Genomic DNA, 17,253 nt, shown 5'->3' on the forward strand with positions numbered 1-17,253 from the left:
GTGGACTTCTCCCCGGCGGGGGCCCCCGGTGGCGTTCAGCCGGCGGATTCCGCGGCGGGTGGCGGCGCGATGGAGTCGCGGCTGCGCAGAGGCATCGGCACCCGGTGCACCTCGCCCAGCCGATCCGGGTCTGCGTGGTCGCGGCCGATCTCGGTGAACAGCACGTCGACGGCCTTGCGGCCGAGTTCGTAATGGGGGAGTGCCACGGTGGTCAGCTTGGGCCGGATCCATGAGGCGATGGGGTGGTCGTCGAAGGAGACGACGGACACGTCGCCGGGGACCTTGAGCCCGGCCTCGTCGAGTGCCTGGTAGGCGCCCATGGCGATCCGGTCGTTGAAACAGATCAGCGCACGTGGCCGGGCGGTCCCCAGGAGGTCGCGTGTCGCGTCGAGGCCGTACTCCGGCTGCCAGTCGGGGCAGGTGCGAGCGCCCGCCACCTTGACTCCCGCCTCGCCGAGCGCCTCACGGATGCCGACGAGCCGTTCCACCGCCGCGAGGCTCTCCGAGGGCACGTTGCGCAGGCCCGGACCGGCGCCGATCAGGTAGATGTCGTCGCGGTGGCCGGCGTCGAGGAGGACGCGGGCCGCACGGCGGCCGGCCTCGACCTCGTCGGGGAGGATGGCGGGCAGGGGGGTGGGCTGCTTGGGGAGCGCGTTGAGCAGCACGGCGGGCGCGGCTGTGATGGCCTTGGGGACCTTGATGGTCCTGGTGAACATCGAGGCCAGGATGAGCCCGTCCACCTGCCGGTCGTGCATGGCCTGGAGCAGGAGACGTTCGAGTTCGGCGTCGCCCTCGGTCTCGCCGATGAACAGCATGAATCCGCGGTCACGGGCGGCCTCGAGGGCTCCCTTGATCATGTCACCGGCCAGCCGTGAGGTGGCGACGGTGTCGGAGACGAAGCCGATCGTCCGGCTGGTGCCCGTGCGCAGGCCCACGGAGACGATGTTGGGTCGGTACTGCAACTCGTCGGCGGCTCGCAGCACCCGCTGCTCGACGTCCTGAGAGATGCGCAGCTCACGGCCGCGGCCGGACAACACCAGCGAGGCGGTCGTGCGAGAGACACCGGCAGCCTTGGCTACGTCGGCCAGCGTGACCCGTCGTGGGCTCACCCAGAACCTCCGATCGCGAAATGTGTGTTACGGGGGGTTGACATCGTACGACGCGCGTGGTGAGACTATCGGGCGCTAACCCGATTTAGCAACGGAGGCGGGACATCAGCCCGGTGCCGATTGTCCCAAGCAGCAGAGGAGATGCACATGGCTCGTCGAGTCCGCCCCGGCAGGTCCGGGGCCGCGCTTGTGATCGCCATGGGGACGCTGGCCGCCGCCTGCGCGGCTCCCGGCAGCAACAGCCCGCAGCCCGCGGCCACCAGCGCATCATCGCAGTCCGCGGCGCCCACCTGCGGCACGGCGCCGATCACCATGAACGGCTACTTCGAGACCGGCTTCCCGCTGCCCAAGGCGCTGACCACCGAGTTCACCAAGCAACATCCGAACGTCACGTGGAACATCCGCGAGGACCAGTTCGCGGTCATCACGCAGAACGCCCCGCGCACACTGGCGGACAACCCGCCCGACCTGATGCGCCTGCCGCAGGTCTCCGAGCTGGTCAAGGACAATCTGCTGAAGAACCTCGACGGCTACGCGCAGGCCTTCGGCTGGGACAAATGGCCGGCCTCGCAACTCGAGCAGCTGCGCCTGGGCCCGGGCGGACGCCCGCGCGGCGAGGGATCCCTGTACGCCCTGGGCCTCAACTCCAGCATGACCGGCGTCTTCTACAACAAGAAGCTCGCCGCCCAGATCGGGATGTCCGCGCCGCCCACCACGCTGGCGGAGCTCGACCAAGTGCTGGACAAGGCCAAGAACGCGGGCATCACGCCCATCCTGCAGTTCAACGGCGGCGCCACCGGCGGCCTGGCGTTCCCGCTGCAGAACCTCATGGCCTCCTATGGGCCTGCCGGGCCCATCAACGACTGGATCTTCCAGAAGCCCGGCGCCACCATCGACACCCCGTCGAACCTGCAGGCCGCCCAGCACCTGGAGAAGTGGATCAAGGCCGGCCATTTCCAGAAGGACGTCAACGCGGTCGACTACGCGACCATGATGAGCCGCTTCATCGACGGCAAGGGCCTGTTCATGTTCAACGGCGACTGGGAGTCGGGCAACCTCGACAAGCAGATGGCGGGCAACGTCGGCTTCTATCTGATGCCGCCCGCTCAGCAGGGCGGCAAGCTGGCCGCCATGTCGGCGCCCCTCACCTTCGGGATCGCCGCGAACGCCAAGAATGCCGACTGCGCCGCCTTCTTCCTCAACTGGGTGGCCACCGACAAGCGAGCCCGCGAGATCGGCGTCGAGGTCGGCGGATCACGTCCGATGGGACCGGCCGACGCCTACATGCCGGCCGTGGCATCGGACAAGGTCACCGCGAGCACGCTGGCTGCCGGGGCGGACATCGCCAAGGACAACGGTGCGATGGACTTCATCGCCAACGCCACCGGCGCCATCTACGCCAAGAGCTGGACCCCGAACCTGCAGAAGCTGGTGGCCGGGCAGCAGACGCCGCAAGAGCTGCTGAAGACGGTCCAGGCCGACTACGCAGGCCAGCTCGAAGGGAACTGAGCGAGTTGATGGCCCGGCCTGTTGGCACCCGGTCGGCGCACCGGCGGCCGGCCGCGACCAAGCTGCGCAGTACGCGCGGCTTGGTCGGCTGGCTGTTCGTCGCCCCGGCGCTCGCCTTCTACGCGGTCTTCGTCCTGCGCCCGATCGTCCTGACGTTCCAGTACTCGCTGTACGAATGGGACGGCATCGGCCCGTCCACCTGGGTGGGGCCGGCCAACTACGGCAAGGTCTTCACCGACCCCGACCTTTTCGACTCGCTGGTCAACGCCTTCCAGCTGATCGTGTTCTTCAGCGCGATCCCGGTCGTGCTGGGCCTGGCGATCGCCGCCACGATCAGGCGCATCGCCCAGAGCCGGCTCGCCCTCGTGGCACGGACCGTGCTGTTCCTGCCGCAGGTCATCCCGCTGGTGGCCGCCGGCATCGCGTGGAGTTGGCTGCTGGCGTCCACTGGAGTGATCAACCAGCTGCTCGCACTGGTCGGCCTCGGCGGGGTGACCCGGGCCTGGCTGGGCGACTTCTCCACCGCCCTGCCGGCGGTCGGCATGATCGGCGCCTGGGTGCTCCTCGGCCTGTGCACGCTGCTGCTCCTCGCGGGCATGAGCAAGATCGATCCGGCGCTGTACGAGGCCGCCCGGCTCGACGGTGCCGGAGCGTGGCGGGAGTTCGTCTCCATCACGGTCCCCAGCCTGCGGCAGGAGATCGCGGTCTGCGTAACCGTGACCGTGATCGCGGCCCTGGCCAGCTTCGACATCATCTACATCTCCACCCAGGGCGGTCCCGGCAACACGACCATGGTGCCCGGCCTGCAGATCTACTACCTGGCCTTCTCCGAACGCGAGGTGGGCACGGCCTCGGCCCTGGCCGTGGTGCTCATGGTGCTCGTGATCGCCTGCGCCCTTCCCATCCAGTGGTTCGCAAAGGACGGCAACCGATGATCACCGGCCGGCGTGAAGCCTGGACCGGCAGGCTGCTGCTCATCCTCATGATGGCGGTCACGATCCTGCCGTTCCTCAGCCTGTTCGTCACCGCCCTGCATCCCTCGGGCACCTACCCGCCGGGGCTGGCCTGGCCGAGCGATCCGCAGTGGGGCAACTTCCTCCAAGCCTTCCAGGCCGCGAACATGGGCGAGCTGCTGAAGTCGAGCGTCCTCATCGTCCTGGGCGTGGTGCCGATCTCGATCCTGCTGGGCACGATGGCCGGCTTCGCCGTCGGCCACTTGCGCGTGATCGGCGGCCGCGTGATCTTCCTGCTGTTCGTGCTCGGCCTGACCCTCCCGTTCGAGGGCATCATCACGCCGCTGTACTACCAGGTCCGCGACATGGGATTGTTGAACACCCGCTGGGCGATCATCCTGCCGCTCATCGGCCTGTTCATGCCGTTCTCCGTCTTCTGGATGCGCGCTCACTTCGTCAACATGCCCGGGGAGCTGTCCGAGAGCGCGCGGATGGACGGCGCCAACGTGTGGCAGTTGTTCCGGCGCATCCACGTCCCCCTGGCCATGCCGGCGATCTCGTCCCTGGGCATCCTGCTGTTCCTGTGGACCTGGAACCAGTTCCTGCTGGCGATCGTCCTGGTCGACGACCCCACCAAACGCACGATGTCCGGCGCCCTGGGCGCCTTCCAGGGCCAGTGGGGGACCGACATCCCGCTGCTGTGCGCCGGATCGCTGCTGATCCTTGCCCCCACGCTCGCGATATTCCTCCTCTTCCAGCGCCACTTCGTCAAGGCCCTGCTCCAGGGCTCCTTGAAGGGCTGACGACACCACAGGATGTCGCACCTCACACCCACGAGTGAAAGCAGAGGTCGTTCATGGCTCCAGGAGGACGAGTAGGCGCTGCGCGGAGATCGGCGACGAGATCCGGCATGCTCCAGAGGCTCGCGGGCGGTCGCCCCCGCGGGCAGGGCGCCGCGTGAGCGGTGGCCGACCGGCGCGCTGGAGCCGCCGGCACCTTGATCTGCTCGTCGAAAGCAGCGCGACCACGGCGCCCGTCATCGACCCCACGGCCGTACCGCGGATCCTGCCGGAGCACGATCTCTGGGACCTGTGGCCGATCCAGGAGGAGGACGGCTCGACAACCTTGATCGACGGCCACGAACTGTGGATGGCGCTGTCGGCTCCCGCTGTCGGCCACCCCGAGGAGCGCCACGACCTGGCCCGCATCCGCCTGCTCGGCAGAGACGGCGACGGGTGGTGGAGGGACCTGGGGCACGCCTTCGCCGACGGAGCGTCCCCGGGCAGCCGCGAGTGGTCGGGATCGGCGGTCCGCCGGCCCGACGGCACCGTGTCGGTGTTCTACACGGCCGCCGGACGGCGGGGCGAAGCCCGCCCGACGTTCCGGCAGCGCGTCGTCGAGACCCGCCCCGCCCTGATCGCCGACGGCGGCCGGATCCTGCTGCGCAGGGACGCCGAACACCGGGAGGTCCTCCGCTCGGACGGCCGGAGGTACCTGCCGGCCGAGGAGGCCAACGGGTCACCGGGAAACATCAGGGCATTCCGCGACCCCGGCTGGTTCCGCGACCCGGCGGACGGGCGCGAGTACCTGCTCGTCGCCGCGTCCACCGCCTGGGACGACCGCTTCACCGGTGCGGTCGCCCTGGCCGAGCCGCGGGCCGGCGCCTGGTCCCTGCTGCCGCCCCTCATCGTGGCCGAGGGCATCAACCACGAGCTCGAACGGCCGCACATCGTCGTTCATCGATCGTGGTACTACCTCTTCTTCTCCACCCAGCGCCACACCTTCCATCCGGCCGAGCGCGCGCCCACCGGGCTCTACGGCTTCGCCGCACCCAGCCTGACGGGACCGTACGAGCCGCTCAACGGGTCCGGGCTCGTGATCCAGAACCCCCGCGCCGAACCGGATCAGGCCTACGCCTGGCTGGTCCTGCCCGACCTGCACGTGGTGAGCTTCGCCAACTACCGGTCAGAGCAGGGCGTCGAGGTCCGGCAGGCGACGGCCGCGCGGGCCCGGGCCAACTTCGGCGGCACCCTCGCGCCGACGCTCAAGCTCACCCTGGACGGGATGACCACGTCTGTCATCCGCACCCCGGAAGAGCCGGCGGAACACCGCAGCGGGCCCCTGACGGGACGACGTCCGTGAGCCGCCCGATGGCGCTGACCGACGGCGAAGAAGATCGACCATGAGGCCGTCAAGTACGCTCTGAACCATGGAAGTTACCGGTCACACACCTCCGCAGGACGTCCCTCCCGACCGGTCCGCCAGCATCTGGGACGTCGCACGGGTGGCCGGGGTCTCCCAGCAGACCGTCTCCCGTGTCATCAACGGCAAGGCCCGGGTCAGCGAGTCGACCCGGGCCAAGGTCCTGCGGGTCATCGCCGAGCTCGGCTACCGTCCGAACCGGCTCGCCCAGGCGCTCGCCGGTGGCCCGGTCCGCTCCGTCACCGTGCTGACCTCCGACACCACCCTGTACGGCGCGGCCGCCACGCTGCGCGGCATGGAGGAGGCGGCCAGGACGGCCGGCTTCTCGGTGGGCATCAGCGTGCTCAAGAGGGACTCCCTCCATATGGACATCGCGCTGCGGCTCAACCGGCCCGGTGAGCCGGTCATGGTGATCGCCTTCGACGAGGCGGGCGTGTGCGCGCTCCGCTCGCTGCCGCCGGACGTGCCGGTGGCCGCCGCCGTCGAACGCCGCTCGGACGACGGCGTGGGCGGCGGTGCGGACACCGATTCGTGGCAGGTGTGGCTGGACGATCGGGTCGCGGCCGCGCACGCGACCCGTCACCTGCTGAGTATGGGGCACCGGACCGTCCACTATGTGGCCATTCCCTCCTCCACCAGTCCGGTTCCTCAGCGGACCAAGGGGTGGCAGGACGCGCTGCGGGCCGCCGGCCGTCCCCTCCCCGAGCCGCTTCAGGGCGGCTGGACCCCCCGCTCCGGCTACCTCGCGGTACGCTCCGTGCTGGCGGACCGGTCGGTGACCGCCGTCCTGTGCGGCAACGACGACCTCGCGCTGGGGGTCATGCGCGCCGCACGCGAGGCCGGGCGGGACATCCCCGGCGACCTCAGCGTGGTGGGCTTCGACGACTCCCCGCCCGCGGCCTACCTCAACCCGTCGCTCACCACCATCCGGCTCGACTTCGAGGGATTGGGCCGCGCCTGCTTCGGCCAGCTGTACCGCAGGCTGGAGCCGAAGACGGCCCCGGCTGTTCCCACGTGGCGCGAGCCTGAGCTCATCCTGCGGGAGAGCAGCGGTCCCGCGCCTGCCTGATCAGCCCTCAGCGGGCTGCCGACGGCAGGCGCGTGCCGCTCAGCCTGGTGTGAGGAGCAGGCGGTAGGCGCCGCTCGCGTTCTGGTTCGCGATGGGGACGGTGACGCTCCCGTTGGTGACCGGGTAGGCGTTCGACCACACCCTCGTCGGGCCGGACACGTTGGTGGTGCGACCGGTGCCGGGCACGGACTCGAGCGTGGCGGTGACCGATGACCCCAGCCCGCCGATCCCGTCCACGCGGATCGAGTTGTTGCCCGACTGGCCTCCGAAGACCACGCTGAACGTCCTGCTGCCCGTGTCGTAGGCGGCCACGCCGTCGTTGGAGGTGGTCGGAGTCACCTTCACGATGTTCCCGGTCTGGTCGGCGTACCACTTGTACATCCAGTACGACGCGGTCGGCCCGCCGTTGTGGAGCAGGCCGTTGAGCGTTCCCCACTCGTACCAGAACGCCCGCTCCGCGTCGCGGACTCCCTCGCGCTCGAATTGCGCCACGTAGTGGTTCGCGCTGCTGGGCACGTCGATCTCGGCAGGCTGGGCGTACTCGTTGATCGAGATGGGGAGCGGCCCGATGCCGAGCTCGCGCTCAAGCGCTCGATAGGCCCGGATGTTGCCGGCGACCTGCTGCCACCCGCTCAGCTCATGCCACGACACCACCTGAGGCACTGTGTTGGTCGCCTTGGCGTTGTTCAGGAAGGACCGCATCCAGTTGACGTCCCAGTGGGAGTAGCTCGGCCCCATGATGGCCGTGTTCGGCTCGCTCTGCCGGATCCGCCGGTACGTGCGGACCCACCCCTCGTTGAACGAGACACCCGCCGCCGAGGGCCAGGTCCAGTCCGGCTCGTTCCACGGCTCCCAGGCGTCGATGTTGGTGATCTCCGGACGCGCCTTGACCGCGGCGATCATCTTGTCGATGCGGCTGTACCAGTCGTTCCAGTTGGTCCAGCAGTACGGGAAGCAGTCGAAACTGTCGGCCATGTCAACGGTGATGACGGCGCCGACGGCCTTGGCGTTGGCGGCGATGTCCAGCGTGTCGCCGACCGGGACGGGGGAGCCGTTGGGCCGGTGTTCGTGCAGCGGCGGCGGTTGCCGCACCTGGTGCAGCTTCAGCGGCTGCATGATCGACACGGATGGCGTGGTCTCGTCGGTCAGCCCGTACAGCGTTCCCGATCCCACCCGGGTGACCGGCCGTATGGCGGTGGCCGCGTCGACGACAAGAGTGCTGCCACCACCGCCGGGAGTGGTGCTCCATCTCTGGTTGCTCTGGCCGTTGCAGGTCCACAGGATGACGGCGGTGCCGTTGGCGCTGCCTGCCGCGTTGACGTCGAGGCAGAGGCCGGATTGGGCGCCGGTGATGGATCCGTCGGCGTTGTGGCGCCACTTCTGGTTGTTCTGGCCGTTGCAGGTCCAGATGATCGCAGGTGTGCCGGGCGAAGTCTGGTTGTTGTAGGCGTCGACGCACCGGGTGCCGTTCATGGTGCGCAGTTCGCCGGCGGCGGTGAATTCGAAGGCCTGGTTGGGCTGGCCGTTGCAGTCCCAGATGTCGAGGGCGGTGCCGAGGACGTCGGTGTTGCCCTTGACGTCCAGGCAGCGTCCTGACGCGGCGCTGACCAGCGGTGCCGCCGCTGCTGACGCCGGTGTGGCCGAGGTCAGGACGGCGGTCGTCAGGGTGGCCAGCACGATGGCGAACACCATCGCGACACGCGTGGCCGCGGTCGCCGTCGAGCGCCACGGACGGCGGGCGGGGCCGGGTAAGAGGGCGGGTGTCTGCTGCATGTTCCTTCTCCTGGGGGTGGGAGACACCGGCGCGGATGAGCGCGTTCTCCGCGTCAGGCGGCATCGGGGGCGGAACTGGTCAGAGCCGATCCAGCGGAGGATGTTACCGGTAACACCACGATTTAAGGCCGCATCTGGCTCATGTCAAGGCTCGGTGAACGTTTCATCGCGGCTCGTCGGCGGTCATCGCGACCGCATCCCTGGTCGAAAACGAAAGCAACGGCTCGTGCCGGGGGAGCGGGGACCTGGTCCCCGCAGCCTGCACCGTCGTGTGATCGGCAGCGCCCGCTCCCGAGGAACGGGAGCGGGCGCAGCTCCCGTCAGCCGACCCTGACGGGCGCGATGTCGAACTTGTCGAGGCTGGGCGCCCACTGGCTGTCGAGCTCGGAGATGCAGGGCGCAGGGCATCCCGGTGCCTTCGCGCCCTTGGCGGGATCGTTGTACAGGATGATCGTGTTCGTGCCGGCCTTCAGGGACACAGGCACGCCGCGAGCCCACCAGTTGCCCCACGACCAGGTGTTCTTGAACCAGTACCGGGTCGAGTCGCCGTCGTTGACGGAGATGTCGATGGGCCGCGAGATGATGTCGGCGTTGTAGACGTGGCCGGTCTTCCGCTCGTCGTTGGCGTAGTGCACGACGAGCAGGTAATCACCCGCCTTGTCCACGTCGACCTGCAGGGCCAGCCGGTTCTGCGGCCCCTGCCCGATCTGCTCGACGTACTTGCCGCCGGAGGCGTGGCCATGGTTCCCCACCGCGGCCGAACCGGACCGGGTGGCGGACTCGGCCTCGATCGACTGCACCGGCCGCGGCCCGGAAGTCGCCTGGGTCACGCTCACCCGGTCGAGGCGTACCGGCGCAGGCCCGGTGGGCTCCACCGTCACCCGGTTGACGCCTGCCGACAGGAACATCCGATGCCGGTCGGTCGTCCAGTAGGCGCCGCCGCCCGGGGCGGCGCGGAGCACCGCGCCCTTGACCGCACGCCGGTCGAGCCCGATGTCCGCGGTGACCGACCCGGGCCTGCCGGGGCTGTTGTGCCGGAATTCGAGGTCGTAGTACCCATCCTCCTCTGCGTACACGGTGAACATGGCCTCGCCGCCGCGCTTGAGGGTGAGGAAGCCCGCCTGCGACTGCTTCGGCTGGTCGTACTCGTAGGCCACCTCGCCCTTGGTCTGCGACCGCTCGGCCTCGTAGTGGCGGGTGGCCGGGCCGGTGAGGGCCGGTTCCAGGTCGATGCGGTCCAGCGTCGCCTGGCCGGCGGCGGTGCCCAGCTCGGGGTGGGACTTGGCCAGGCGGATCTGGTTCGCGCCCGCTTCGAGCTGGACCACGACGTCCTTGCGGGTCCGCCACTGGAAGTTGAGCGTGGCCTGGTAGTCGACGAACCGCGCTGCGCCGCCGTTGACCGTGAGCACCTGTTGGGCCGGCTGACCGGTCTGGTTGCCGTACAGGATGCTCAGCTTGTACGCGCCGGCCTTCGGCACGTCGACGCCGAACGTCACCGCGCTGTCGTTCTGCGTGAGAGCGCCGACGTGGCGTGTGCCGGAGGTGGCGGCCGCGTTCCAGTTCGACGGCGTCCCGAACGTGCTGATCGTTCCCGCCGTGATCGTGGCGAGCTCCGCCTCGTACGAGCCGCGCCAGGGCAGCCGCACGGGCTCACGGGTGCCGGCGCCGCCGGGCGACAGCACGATCTCGTACGCCGACATCAGGTCGATGTTCGGGCCGCCGCTGCCGTTCACGCCGAGCCCCCGGACCGGGATCACCAGCGAGCCGTTCTCCGGGGTGAAGTCCTTGTCGAGCAGCACGACCGGCGGCGGGGCGTCGGAGTTCTGGCCGCTCCACATGGTCGCCGCCAGGGTCACGTTGACCTTCTCGCCGAACAGCTTCTCGTCGATGTCGTTGATCACGACGTCGAAGTCGGTCGCCGTGCCGCCGCCGGCCACGATGCGGGCCTGCCGTCGGCGGTCGTCGATGGAGGCGATGGCCTCGAGCTTGTCGATGGTGGTCGCGGCAGGGGGAGTGACCTTGACGGTGTCACCGCCGGCCATGTCGGCGTACATCTTGTAGAACCACCAGCCGCCGCCGGGCTTGTTGGTTTCGACCACGTCCCCGCCGAGCAGCCCGGCCGCGGTCCAGTACGCCTTGCCGCCCGCGTCGACCTTGGCTTCCTCGAACATCGAGACGTACTGCACGAGCTGTCCGGGCACGGTCAGGTCGCGGTTGCCGCCGTACTCGTTGATGTTGATGGGGATGGGGTCGATGCCCCGCTCCCGCTCGAGGGCGCGGTAGGTCTGGTAGTTGGTGCGGAAGTAGTTGGCGTGCTGGGGGTTCAGCCCGCTGGAGTCGAGCTGGTGCCACGACACGAAGTCGGGCAGCACGTCGTTGTCGCGGGCGAAGGTGAGGAAGTCGCCGTAGTTGCGGGCCCGGAACACGGCGTCGTTCGTGCCCATGACCCGCGCGCCCTTGTGGTGCTCGCGGATGTACTCGACGGCGGCCTTCCAGTGGTTCATGAGCGCGTTCATGCGCGTCTGGTACTGGGCGGCGTTGCCGGTCCCCGTGTTGTACCAGATGCCGTCCGGCTCGTTGAACGGCACGTAGACGATGCGGTCGGCGTACGGGCTCTTCGAGACCTGGTCGACGACCCAGGCCAATTTCTGCATGTAGTTGTCGAAGCAGACCTGGTTGCAGGGGATCACTCCGCCGACGTTCTCGTACGTCCATTGGGCGTACATGTCCTGGACGTTGATCTGGATGTACTGGCCGCCGTTGCGGAAGAACGGGGCCGCCACCACCAGCGCGTCACCGTTGGGATGCTGGGCGCCGGCGGGCGGCTTCTGGTTGACGGTGGTCAGTCGCAGCGGTTCCAGCGTGTTGTCGCTGGGCACGCCTTCGTCACTCAGCCCGTACAAGGCTCCGCTGGCGGCGCCGCGGAACGCGCCGGTTCGCTCGCCGAGGTCGACGACGAGTCGCTGGGCCGCGGGGTCTTCGGCACGGGCGGGAATGGGCGCCAAGACCGCGGCGATGGCGGCGGTGAGCGCGGTGGTCATGGCGGCCGACGCTCGTCGTGCTCGCCAAGATCCTAATGTGGGCATGCTGCTCCTCCAGCTCTCCGACTGCTGGCCGATGTGGGGGGAGGGAATCGGTGGTGCGGGGTTGCCGGCCGATTACTGGAACGCCGATTACTGGAACAGGGCGTTGACCTCGTCGTTCGCCTTGGTGAGCGAGGACGGCTCCGCCTCGAAGCTAAGCACCGCGTCTATCGCGGGGCCCATGATCGCGGTGATCTCGCTGGCGTGGTCGGTGATCGGGAACAGCGACGTCGTCTTCTCGTGGATCTGCACGGTGAAGGCGCTGATGTCGATGCCTTTGTCCTTGAACTTCTGCTCGGCGACGGTGAGCGCCTCAGGGATCGCGGGGAAGACGACCGCCTGCTCTCCGACCTTCTTCTGGCAGTCGGCGGAGGCCAGGTACTTGACCCATTTCCACGCCTGATCCTTGTGCTTGGTGCCGGCGTAGATGGAGTCCGCCAGGCCGTTGAAGACGCTCGCGCGTTTTCCGGAGGGGCCGGCAGGCGTCGGCGCGGTGCCCACCTGGACCTTGTCATAGCCGTAGTACGTGTTGATCATCCAGGAGCCGTTGGTGGACAGCGCGTACTTGCCGGCGCCGAAGCCGTCGTTGACGCTGGTGCCGGACCTGGCGATGGCCAGGCTCGGCATGTAGCCCTTGTCGATCAGGCCGCGGAACCAGGCGATCGCCTGCTGGAAGCGCGGGTCGTCGTACTGGAACCGGGTGCCCCACGGGTTCTTGTCCGTGAACTGCCAGCCCGTGGACAACGCGTACATGCTCCACATCTGCTGGCCGACACCGGCGCCGTTGTTCTCGTCGAGGCCCAGGCCGTAGACCTCGACCTTGGACTTGTCGAAGCCCGGCTCGTCGCCGCGCTTGCCGTTCTTGTCAACGGTGAGCCTGGCGATGATCTTCTCGTAGTCGCCGCCGTCGGTGGGGTTCCAGGTGAGCTTCTTCATCTGGTTCTCGGTGATGCCGGCGTCGGCGAGCATCTTCTTGTTGTAGAAGATCGCGACCGTGTCGAAGTCCTTCGGCAGGCCGTACCGCTTGCCCTCCTTCGACACCCACAGGTCACCGAGGCCGGGGGTGTAGGCGTCGGTCTTCGTGCCGTCGGCCGCGATGAAGTCGTCCAGCGGCAGGATCTGCTGTTTGGCGGCGAACTCGGGGTAGTAGTTCAGGTGGTTGGTGAAGACGTCCGGCGCGGTGCCCGACACGAGGTTTGTCGTGAGGCTCGTCCAGTAGTCGGCCCAGCCCACCTGTGAGATCTTCACGGTGAGGTCAGGGTTGGCGGCGTGGAACGCGTCGGCGCAGGCCTGGTAGGCCGGTAACTGGTTGGAGTCCCACAGCCAATAGCTGATTTCGGTCTTCCCGGTGCCGGCGTTGTCGCCGCCGGTACCGTCGCCGTCGCTGCCGCACCCAGCCAGGGCCAGCGGCACCATCATGGCGACGGCGGTGAGACGCGTCATCCGTCTCATACCAGATCTCCTCGTTACGGTGGGGGTTGTGGTGGATCAGGGGTCGGTCATTTGATTCCGGAGAACTGGATGGAATTGACTATCCATCGTCCGAAAACGGTGAAGAGCGCGATGACCGGCAACGCGGCGAGGAGGGTCGCGGCCATGAGCCCGGCCCAATCCGGTCCGGCCTGCGGAGTCTGCGAACGGAAGATGCCCAGTGCCACGGTGAGCACCCGCACGTCGTCCTCCTGTCCCACGAGCAGGGGCCAGAAGTACTCGTTCCAGGCTCCGATATAGACGAGCAGGGAGATGGTGGCGATCGGCGCCCAGCTCATCGGCACGATCAACCGGAAGAAGATGCGCGCGTGGCCCGCCCCGTCCACGATCGCCGCCTCCTCCACCTCCCTGCTGATCGTGAGGAAGAACTGCCGCAGGAAGAACACCGCGAACGGCGTCATGAACAGGTACGGCAGCACGATCCCCGCATACGTGTTGAGCAGCCCGAGCTGCTTGACGGTCACGAAGTTGGGCAACGCGGTGAAGATCGGCGGGACCATCAGCGCGGTGAGGAAGACGAAGAAGACCTTCTCCCGTCCGGGCCACCGCAGCCGGGCGAACGCGTACGCGGCCATGGCGCTGAAGAACACCTGGCAGACCGTGATGACGGTAGAGGTGAGCACCGAGTTGCCCAGATACCGCCAGAAGTTGATCGACGCGCCGGAGCCGCCCTCGGCCCTGGCCTCCGCCAGCGTCGCGATGCCCAGGACCCGCTTGAACGCGCCGAGCGTGAAGTCCGCCGGCACCAGCGAAGCGGCGTTCGCGGCCAGCGTCCGGTTGTCGGACAGCGAGATGCGCAGCATCCAGTAGAACGGCAGCAGCGTGATCAGGACGAACACCACGAGGATCGCCCAGGCCGCCATCCGCTGACCGCTCACTCGCCGCCGTCCCGCCGGCGAGGAGGCTGCGCGCCGTCTCAGTGCGTGGCTCATCGCTCGCCTCTCAATCCAGATCCGTCTGGTCGGCCCTCAGCAGCTTGAGCTGCATCAGCGCGAGGCTCGCGAGAATCGCGAAGAGGGCGACGCAGATGGCGGCCGCGTAACCGAAGGTGAAGCGCTGGAACGCCAGCTCGTAGATGTAGTAGTAGATCACCCGGGTGGCGTTGACCGGTCCGCCCTTGGTCGTGACGGCGACCGTGTCGAAGATCTGGAATGATCCGATCACGGTCAGGACCAGCACCAGCGCCAGGGCCGGGCGCAGCAGCGGCAGGGTGATGCTCCGGAAGATCCTCGGCTCCGAGGCGCCGTCGGTCGCCGCCGCCTCGTACACGGTCTTCGGGATGGCCTGGAGGCCGGCGAAGAGCAACAGCGCGGTGTAGCCCATGTGCCGCCAGACGTTGATCAGCGCGATGGCCGGGATCGCCGTGGACTGCTCGCCGAAGAAGGCGACCGGATCGAGGCCGACCCACTCCAGCGCCTGGTTCACGATGCCGAGCTGGGCGTCGAGCATCGTGTACCAGATCAGCGCGACCACCACGTTGGCGACCAGGTACGGCAGCAGCAGCACCCCCCGGATCAGCCCGGAGCGGGTCAGCCGGTGCATCAGCACGGCCAGGCCGAGAGCGACGATCGTCTGCACCCCGATGTTGATGACGACGTACTCGACCGTTACCCGCAGCGAGTTCCAGAACTGACGGTCCTGCAGCAGGCGCCGGTAATTGTCGAGACCGGCCCACTCCGGCGGGGCGAGCAGGCTGTACTCGGTGAAGCTGAGGTACATGGTCCGCAGCGTCGGCCAGAGGTAGAACCCGACGAATCCGACGGTCGCGGGAAGAAGGAAGATCATGGCGACGCGCAGGTCGCCCGAGCGCCGCCGCCGCGCCGGCGTGCCGCGCTGCGGGGACGAGACGGCGCGCCGCCGTTCGATGATGGCACTCATGACGGTGCTGCCTTCGTGACGTGCAGCAGGAGAAGTTGTTCGGGATGCAGCGGCGGGGCGGACAGCCCGACTTCCGCCAGCACCTGGCCGGTGACCACGACGCCCGCGGCCAGCCAGGGGTTCGGGGTCAGCGCCGTCGTACCCGGCTTGTCGCCCGGCGCCAGCGGACGGACGTGGTAACGCCGGTGCGGATCGAGCCCGGGAATGCGGACCCGTCCGGGCTGGGTACGCGCGCCGGTGGCCATCGCCACCACCGCGAACAGCGCCTGATCCCGGTCCTCGGACACGATGCCGTGCAGCCACAACGCCGGATCGGGATGATCGGCCCGCACCACGGCACCACGGTGCAACCAGCCGCGCATCCGCTTGTAGAGCCCCACCCACCGCCGCAACTCCGCGCGTTCGCCTTCGGTGGCCGCGGTCAGGTCCCACTCGATGCCGAAGTGGCCGAACAGCGCCGTGCCGGCCCGCAGCGCCAGGCTCTGCGTCCGGCCCGTGGTGTGTGAGCCCGCCGACCCCACATGCGAGCCGATCAGCTCCGGCGGCAGGAGCAACGCCGTCCAGCGCTGGATGGCCTGCCGTTCTATGCCGTCGATGCAGTCGCTGGCCCAGACACGGTCGATGCGCTCGAGAATGCCGAGGTCCACCCGGGCGCCGCCCGACGAGCACGACTCGATCTCCAGACCTGGATGGCGCGCCCGCAGCTCGTCCATGAGACGGTAGACGGCCTTGGTCTGCTCGTGGGCGTCCGCGTCGATGAGGTCGCGGTTGTGGTCCCATTTCAGGAACGCGATCCGGTACTCGCCCACGAGCGCGTCCAGCCGCTCCAGGATGTACCCGTAGGCATCCTTCCGGCGCAGGTCGAGAGCCTGCTGGTGACGGACCGGCGGAGGCCGTCGGCCCGCGGTCGCCATGATCCAGTCGGGATGCGCGCGGGCCAGGTCCGAGTCCGGATTGACCATCTCGGGCTCGACCCACAGGCCGAAGTCCATGCCGCGCGCCCGTACGTGCTCGGCGAGCGGGTGCAGCCCCTCCGGCCAGCGCTCCTCGTCGACGAACCAGTCGCCCAGCCCGGCCCGGTCGTCGCGCCGCCCCCGGAACCATCCGTCGTCGAGTACGAAGCGCTCGGCTCCGACGTCGGCGGCCGCGTCGACCAGCGCCTTGAGTCGGCCCAGGTCGTGGTCGAAGTAGACGGCCTCCCAGGTGTTGACGACCACCGGACGCGGTCCGCCGCGTCCCTGCGGCCGGCTCCGGCGTACGTGGTGATGGAAGCGGCCGGCCAGCTCGTCGAGGCCGTCGCCGTGCACCGCGTAGACCCATGGCGTCTCGTACGACGCGCCGGGCGCGAGCCGGACCTCGCCGCTGCGCAGCAGCTCGCCGCCTCCGATGACCGACTCGCCGGTGGGCAGCCGCTCGGCATACGTCCGGTGGTTGCCGCTCCATCCGACGTGGACGCCCCACACCTGGCCGGACCTGAACCCGAACCCCTTCTCGCCGGCCACGAGGACGAACGACGCGTCCGAACCGGTGCGCCCGCGTCGCCCGTCGCGTACATGAGCGCTGGCGGAGAACGCGCGTCGCTGCGGGGATCGCTCCCGGCTCCAGCGGCCGGTGAAGTCCAGCAATTCGGTCGCCTCCGCCGGTACTGGCAGGGTGAGCACCAGGCCGTCGAGTGTGTACCACCCGGCAGCGGTGTTGCGTAATGCGGCACGCATGCGCAGTACGCCGCCGGCCGTCAGGTCGAGGCGGAGCTCCAGCGACAGCCCGCAACCGGTGTCCGAGGCCAGGACCACGACCTCGCCGCCCTCGCCGCCGCGGTCGCGGAGAGCGACGTGCTCGGTCTCGAACAGCGGTGACCAGTCCCGTCCTTCGCGGTTCCCCACGAGACCGGGCAGGCCGAACCATCCCGACGCGAGCTCCGGCATCATCGCCACCTGAGCAGGCGTGTCGAGCGAGTTGGGCACTGTCGCAGGCAGCGAGGCCAGTGCCAGGGCCGCCAGGTCCGCGTCGGTCGCATGCGGCAGCGCGCGTCCCCAGTGCAGCACGCTCGGCAGCCGGGTGCCGCGGCAGTCGAGCACCAGGCCGGCTCCGGACGCCTGGAGGTGGACGAAGCCGTCGATCCCGCGCCCGTCCGGCCGCGCCGCGATGCCGTCGTTTCCGCCGGTGTGAGGGTCGCCCGCGTCGGC

The 17,253-nt window shown here is 69.0% G+C and carries 12 protein-coding genes; 5 read left to right on the plus strand and 7 right to left on the minus strand.

All coding sequences use genetic code 11. From position 1 onward, the window contains the following. Positions 1-35: 35 nt before the first annotated feature. On the minus strand, positions 36-1,109 hold the full coding sequence (locus tag ACTWPT_RS30415) for a LacI family DNA-binding transcriptional regulator (protein WP_443180908.1): 1,074 nt from the start codon (positions 1,107-1,109) through the stop codon (positions 36-38). Positions 1,110-1,256: 147 nt separating this feature from the next. On the opposite strand from ACTWPT_RS30415, the gene ACTWPT_RS30420 reads away from it, so the two are divergent. The 5 genes from ACTWPT_RS30420 to ACTWPT_RS30440 all read left to right on the plus strand — a co-directional run bounded on the left by ACTWPT_RS30420 (position 1,257) and on the right by ACTWPT_RS30440 (position 6,842). Continuing rightward, complete coding sequence (locus ACTWPT_RS30420) at positions 1,257-2,618, plus strand: ABC transporter substrate-binding protein (protein WP_443180909.1); 1,362 nt, start codon at positions 1,257-1,259, stop codon at positions 2,616-2,618. Between the two features lie 8 nt (positions 2,619-2,626). After that, positions 2,627-3,553 carry a carbohydrate ABC transporter permease gene (locus ACTWPT_RS30425; protein WP_443180910.1) on the plus strand — a complete coding sequence of 309 codons (927 nt, stop codon included), beginning with the start codon at positions 2,627-2,629 and terminating at the stop codon, positions 3,551-3,553. Further along, positions 3,550-4,374: a carbohydrate ABC transporter permease gene (locus ACTWPT_RS30430; protein WP_443180911.1), complete on the plus strand. Its 825-nt coding sequence runs from the start codon at positions 3,550-3,552 to the stop codon at positions 4,372-4,374. Before ACTWPT_RS30425 ends, ACTWPT_RS30430 begins: the two co-directional genes overlap by 4 nt. Positions 4,375-4,528: 154 nt before the next feature. Continuing rightward, on the plus strand, positions 4,529-5,713 hold the full coding sequence (locus tag ACTWPT_RS30435) for a glycoside hydrolase family 68 protein (protein ID WP_443180912.1): 1,185 nt from the start codon (positions 4,529-4,531) through the stop codon (positions 5,711-5,713). 67 nt (positions 5,714-5,780) lie between these two features. Further along, complete coding sequence (locus ACTWPT_RS30440; RefSeq protein WP_443180913.1) at positions 5,781-6,842, plus strand: LacI family DNA-binding transcriptional regulator; 1,062 nt, start codon at positions 5,781-5,783, stop codon at positions 6,840-6,842. Positions 6,843-6,881: 39 nt separating this feature from the next. Here the strand turns inward: ACTWPT_RS30440 and ACTWPT_RS30445 are convergent, their stop codons facing one another. The 6 genes from ACTWPT_RS30445 to ACTWPT_RS30470 form a co-directional block, all read right to left on the minus strand. Continuing rightward, entirely contained in the window at positions 6,882-8,615 is a 1,734-nt protein-coding gene (locus ACTWPT_RS30445) for a ricin-type beta-trefoil lectin domain protein (protein ID WP_443180914.1), read from the minus strand. 320 nt (positions 8,616-8,935) lie between these two features. Next, a complete protein-coding gene (locus ACTWPT_RS30450; RefSeq protein WP_443180915.1) occupies positions 8,936-11,656 on the minus strand; it encodes a CBM35 domain-containing protein in 2,721 nt (906 codons plus the stop codon). Positions 11,657-11,788: 132 nt separating this feature from the next. After that, the gene (locus tag ACTWPT_RS30455; RefSeq protein ID WP_443180916.1) at positions 11,789-13,150 is read right to left on the minus strand and encodes an ABC transporter substrate-binding protein; all 1,362 of its coding nucleotides are present in this window, start codon (positions 13,148-13,150) and stop codon (positions 11,789-11,791) included. A 47-nt stretch (positions 13,151-13,197) separates the two neighbouring features. Continuing rightward, positions 13,198-14,067, minus strand: coding sequence for a carbohydrate ABC transporter permease (locus tag ACTWPT_RS30460; protein ID WP_443180917.1), 870 nt, complete (start codon positions 14,065-14,067; stop codon positions 13,198-13,200). 64 nt (positions 14,068-14,131) lie between these two features. Beyond that, positions 14,132-15,067, minus strand: coding sequence for a carbohydrate ABC transporter permease (locus ACTWPT_RS30465; RefSeq protein WP_443180918.1), 936 nt, complete (start codon positions 15,065-15,067; stop codon positions 14,132-14,134). After that, positions 15,064-17,214 carry an alpha-galactosidase gene (locus ACTWPT_RS30470; RefSeq protein WP_443180930.1) on the minus strand — a complete coding sequence of 717 codons (2,151 nt, stop codon included), beginning with the start codon at positions 17,212-17,214 and terminating at the stop codon, positions 15,064-15,066. Before ACTWPT_RS30470 ends, ACTWPT_RS30465 begins: the two co-directional genes overlap by 4 nt. Between the last annotated feature and the right edge of the window lie 39 nt (positions 17,215-17,253).

Origin of the sequence: Nonomuraea sp. 3N208, assembly GCF_052245935.1 — a bacterium.
In the GTDB taxonomy this organism is placed as follows: Bacteria; Actinomycetota; Actinomycetes; order Streptosporangiales; family Streptosporangiaceae; genus Nonomuraea.

Bases quoted from the DNA above. Each gene is read 5' to 3' on its own strand.
- ACTWPT_RS30420 (WP_443180909.1), top strand. From the start codon at position 1,257: ATGGCTCGTCGAGTCCGCCCCGGCAGGTCCGGGGCCGCGCTTGTGATC.
- ACTWPT_RS30425 (WP_443180910.1), top strand. From the start codon at position 2,627: ATGGCCCGGCCTGTTGGCACCCGGTCGGCGCACCGGCGGCCGGCCGCG.
- ACTWPT_RS30430 (WP_443180911.1), top strand. From the start codon at position 3,550: ATGATCACCGGCCGGCGTGAAGCCTGGACCGGCAGGCTGCTGCTCATC.
- ACTWPT_RS30440 (WP_443180913.1), top strand. From the start codon at position 5,781: ATGGAAGTTACCGGTCACACACCTCCGCAGGACGTCCCTCCCGACCGG.
- ACTWPT_RS30445 (WP_443180914.1), bottom strand. From the start codon at position 8,615: ATGCAGCAGACACCCGCCCTCTTACCCGGCCCCGCCCGCCGTCCGTGG.
- ACTWPT_RS30450 (WP_443180915.1), bottom strand. From the start codon at position 11,656: ATGACCACCGCGCTCACCGCCGCCATCGCCGCGGTCTTGGCGCCCATT.
- ACTWPT_RS30455 (WP_443180916.1), bottom strand. From the start codon at position 13,150: ATGAGACGGATGACGCGTCTCACCGCCGTCGCCATGATGGTGCCGCTG.
- ACTWPT_RS30465 (WP_443180918.1), bottom strand. From the start codon at position 15,067: ATGAGTGCCATCATCGAACGGCGGCGCGCCGTCTCGTCCCCGCAGCGC.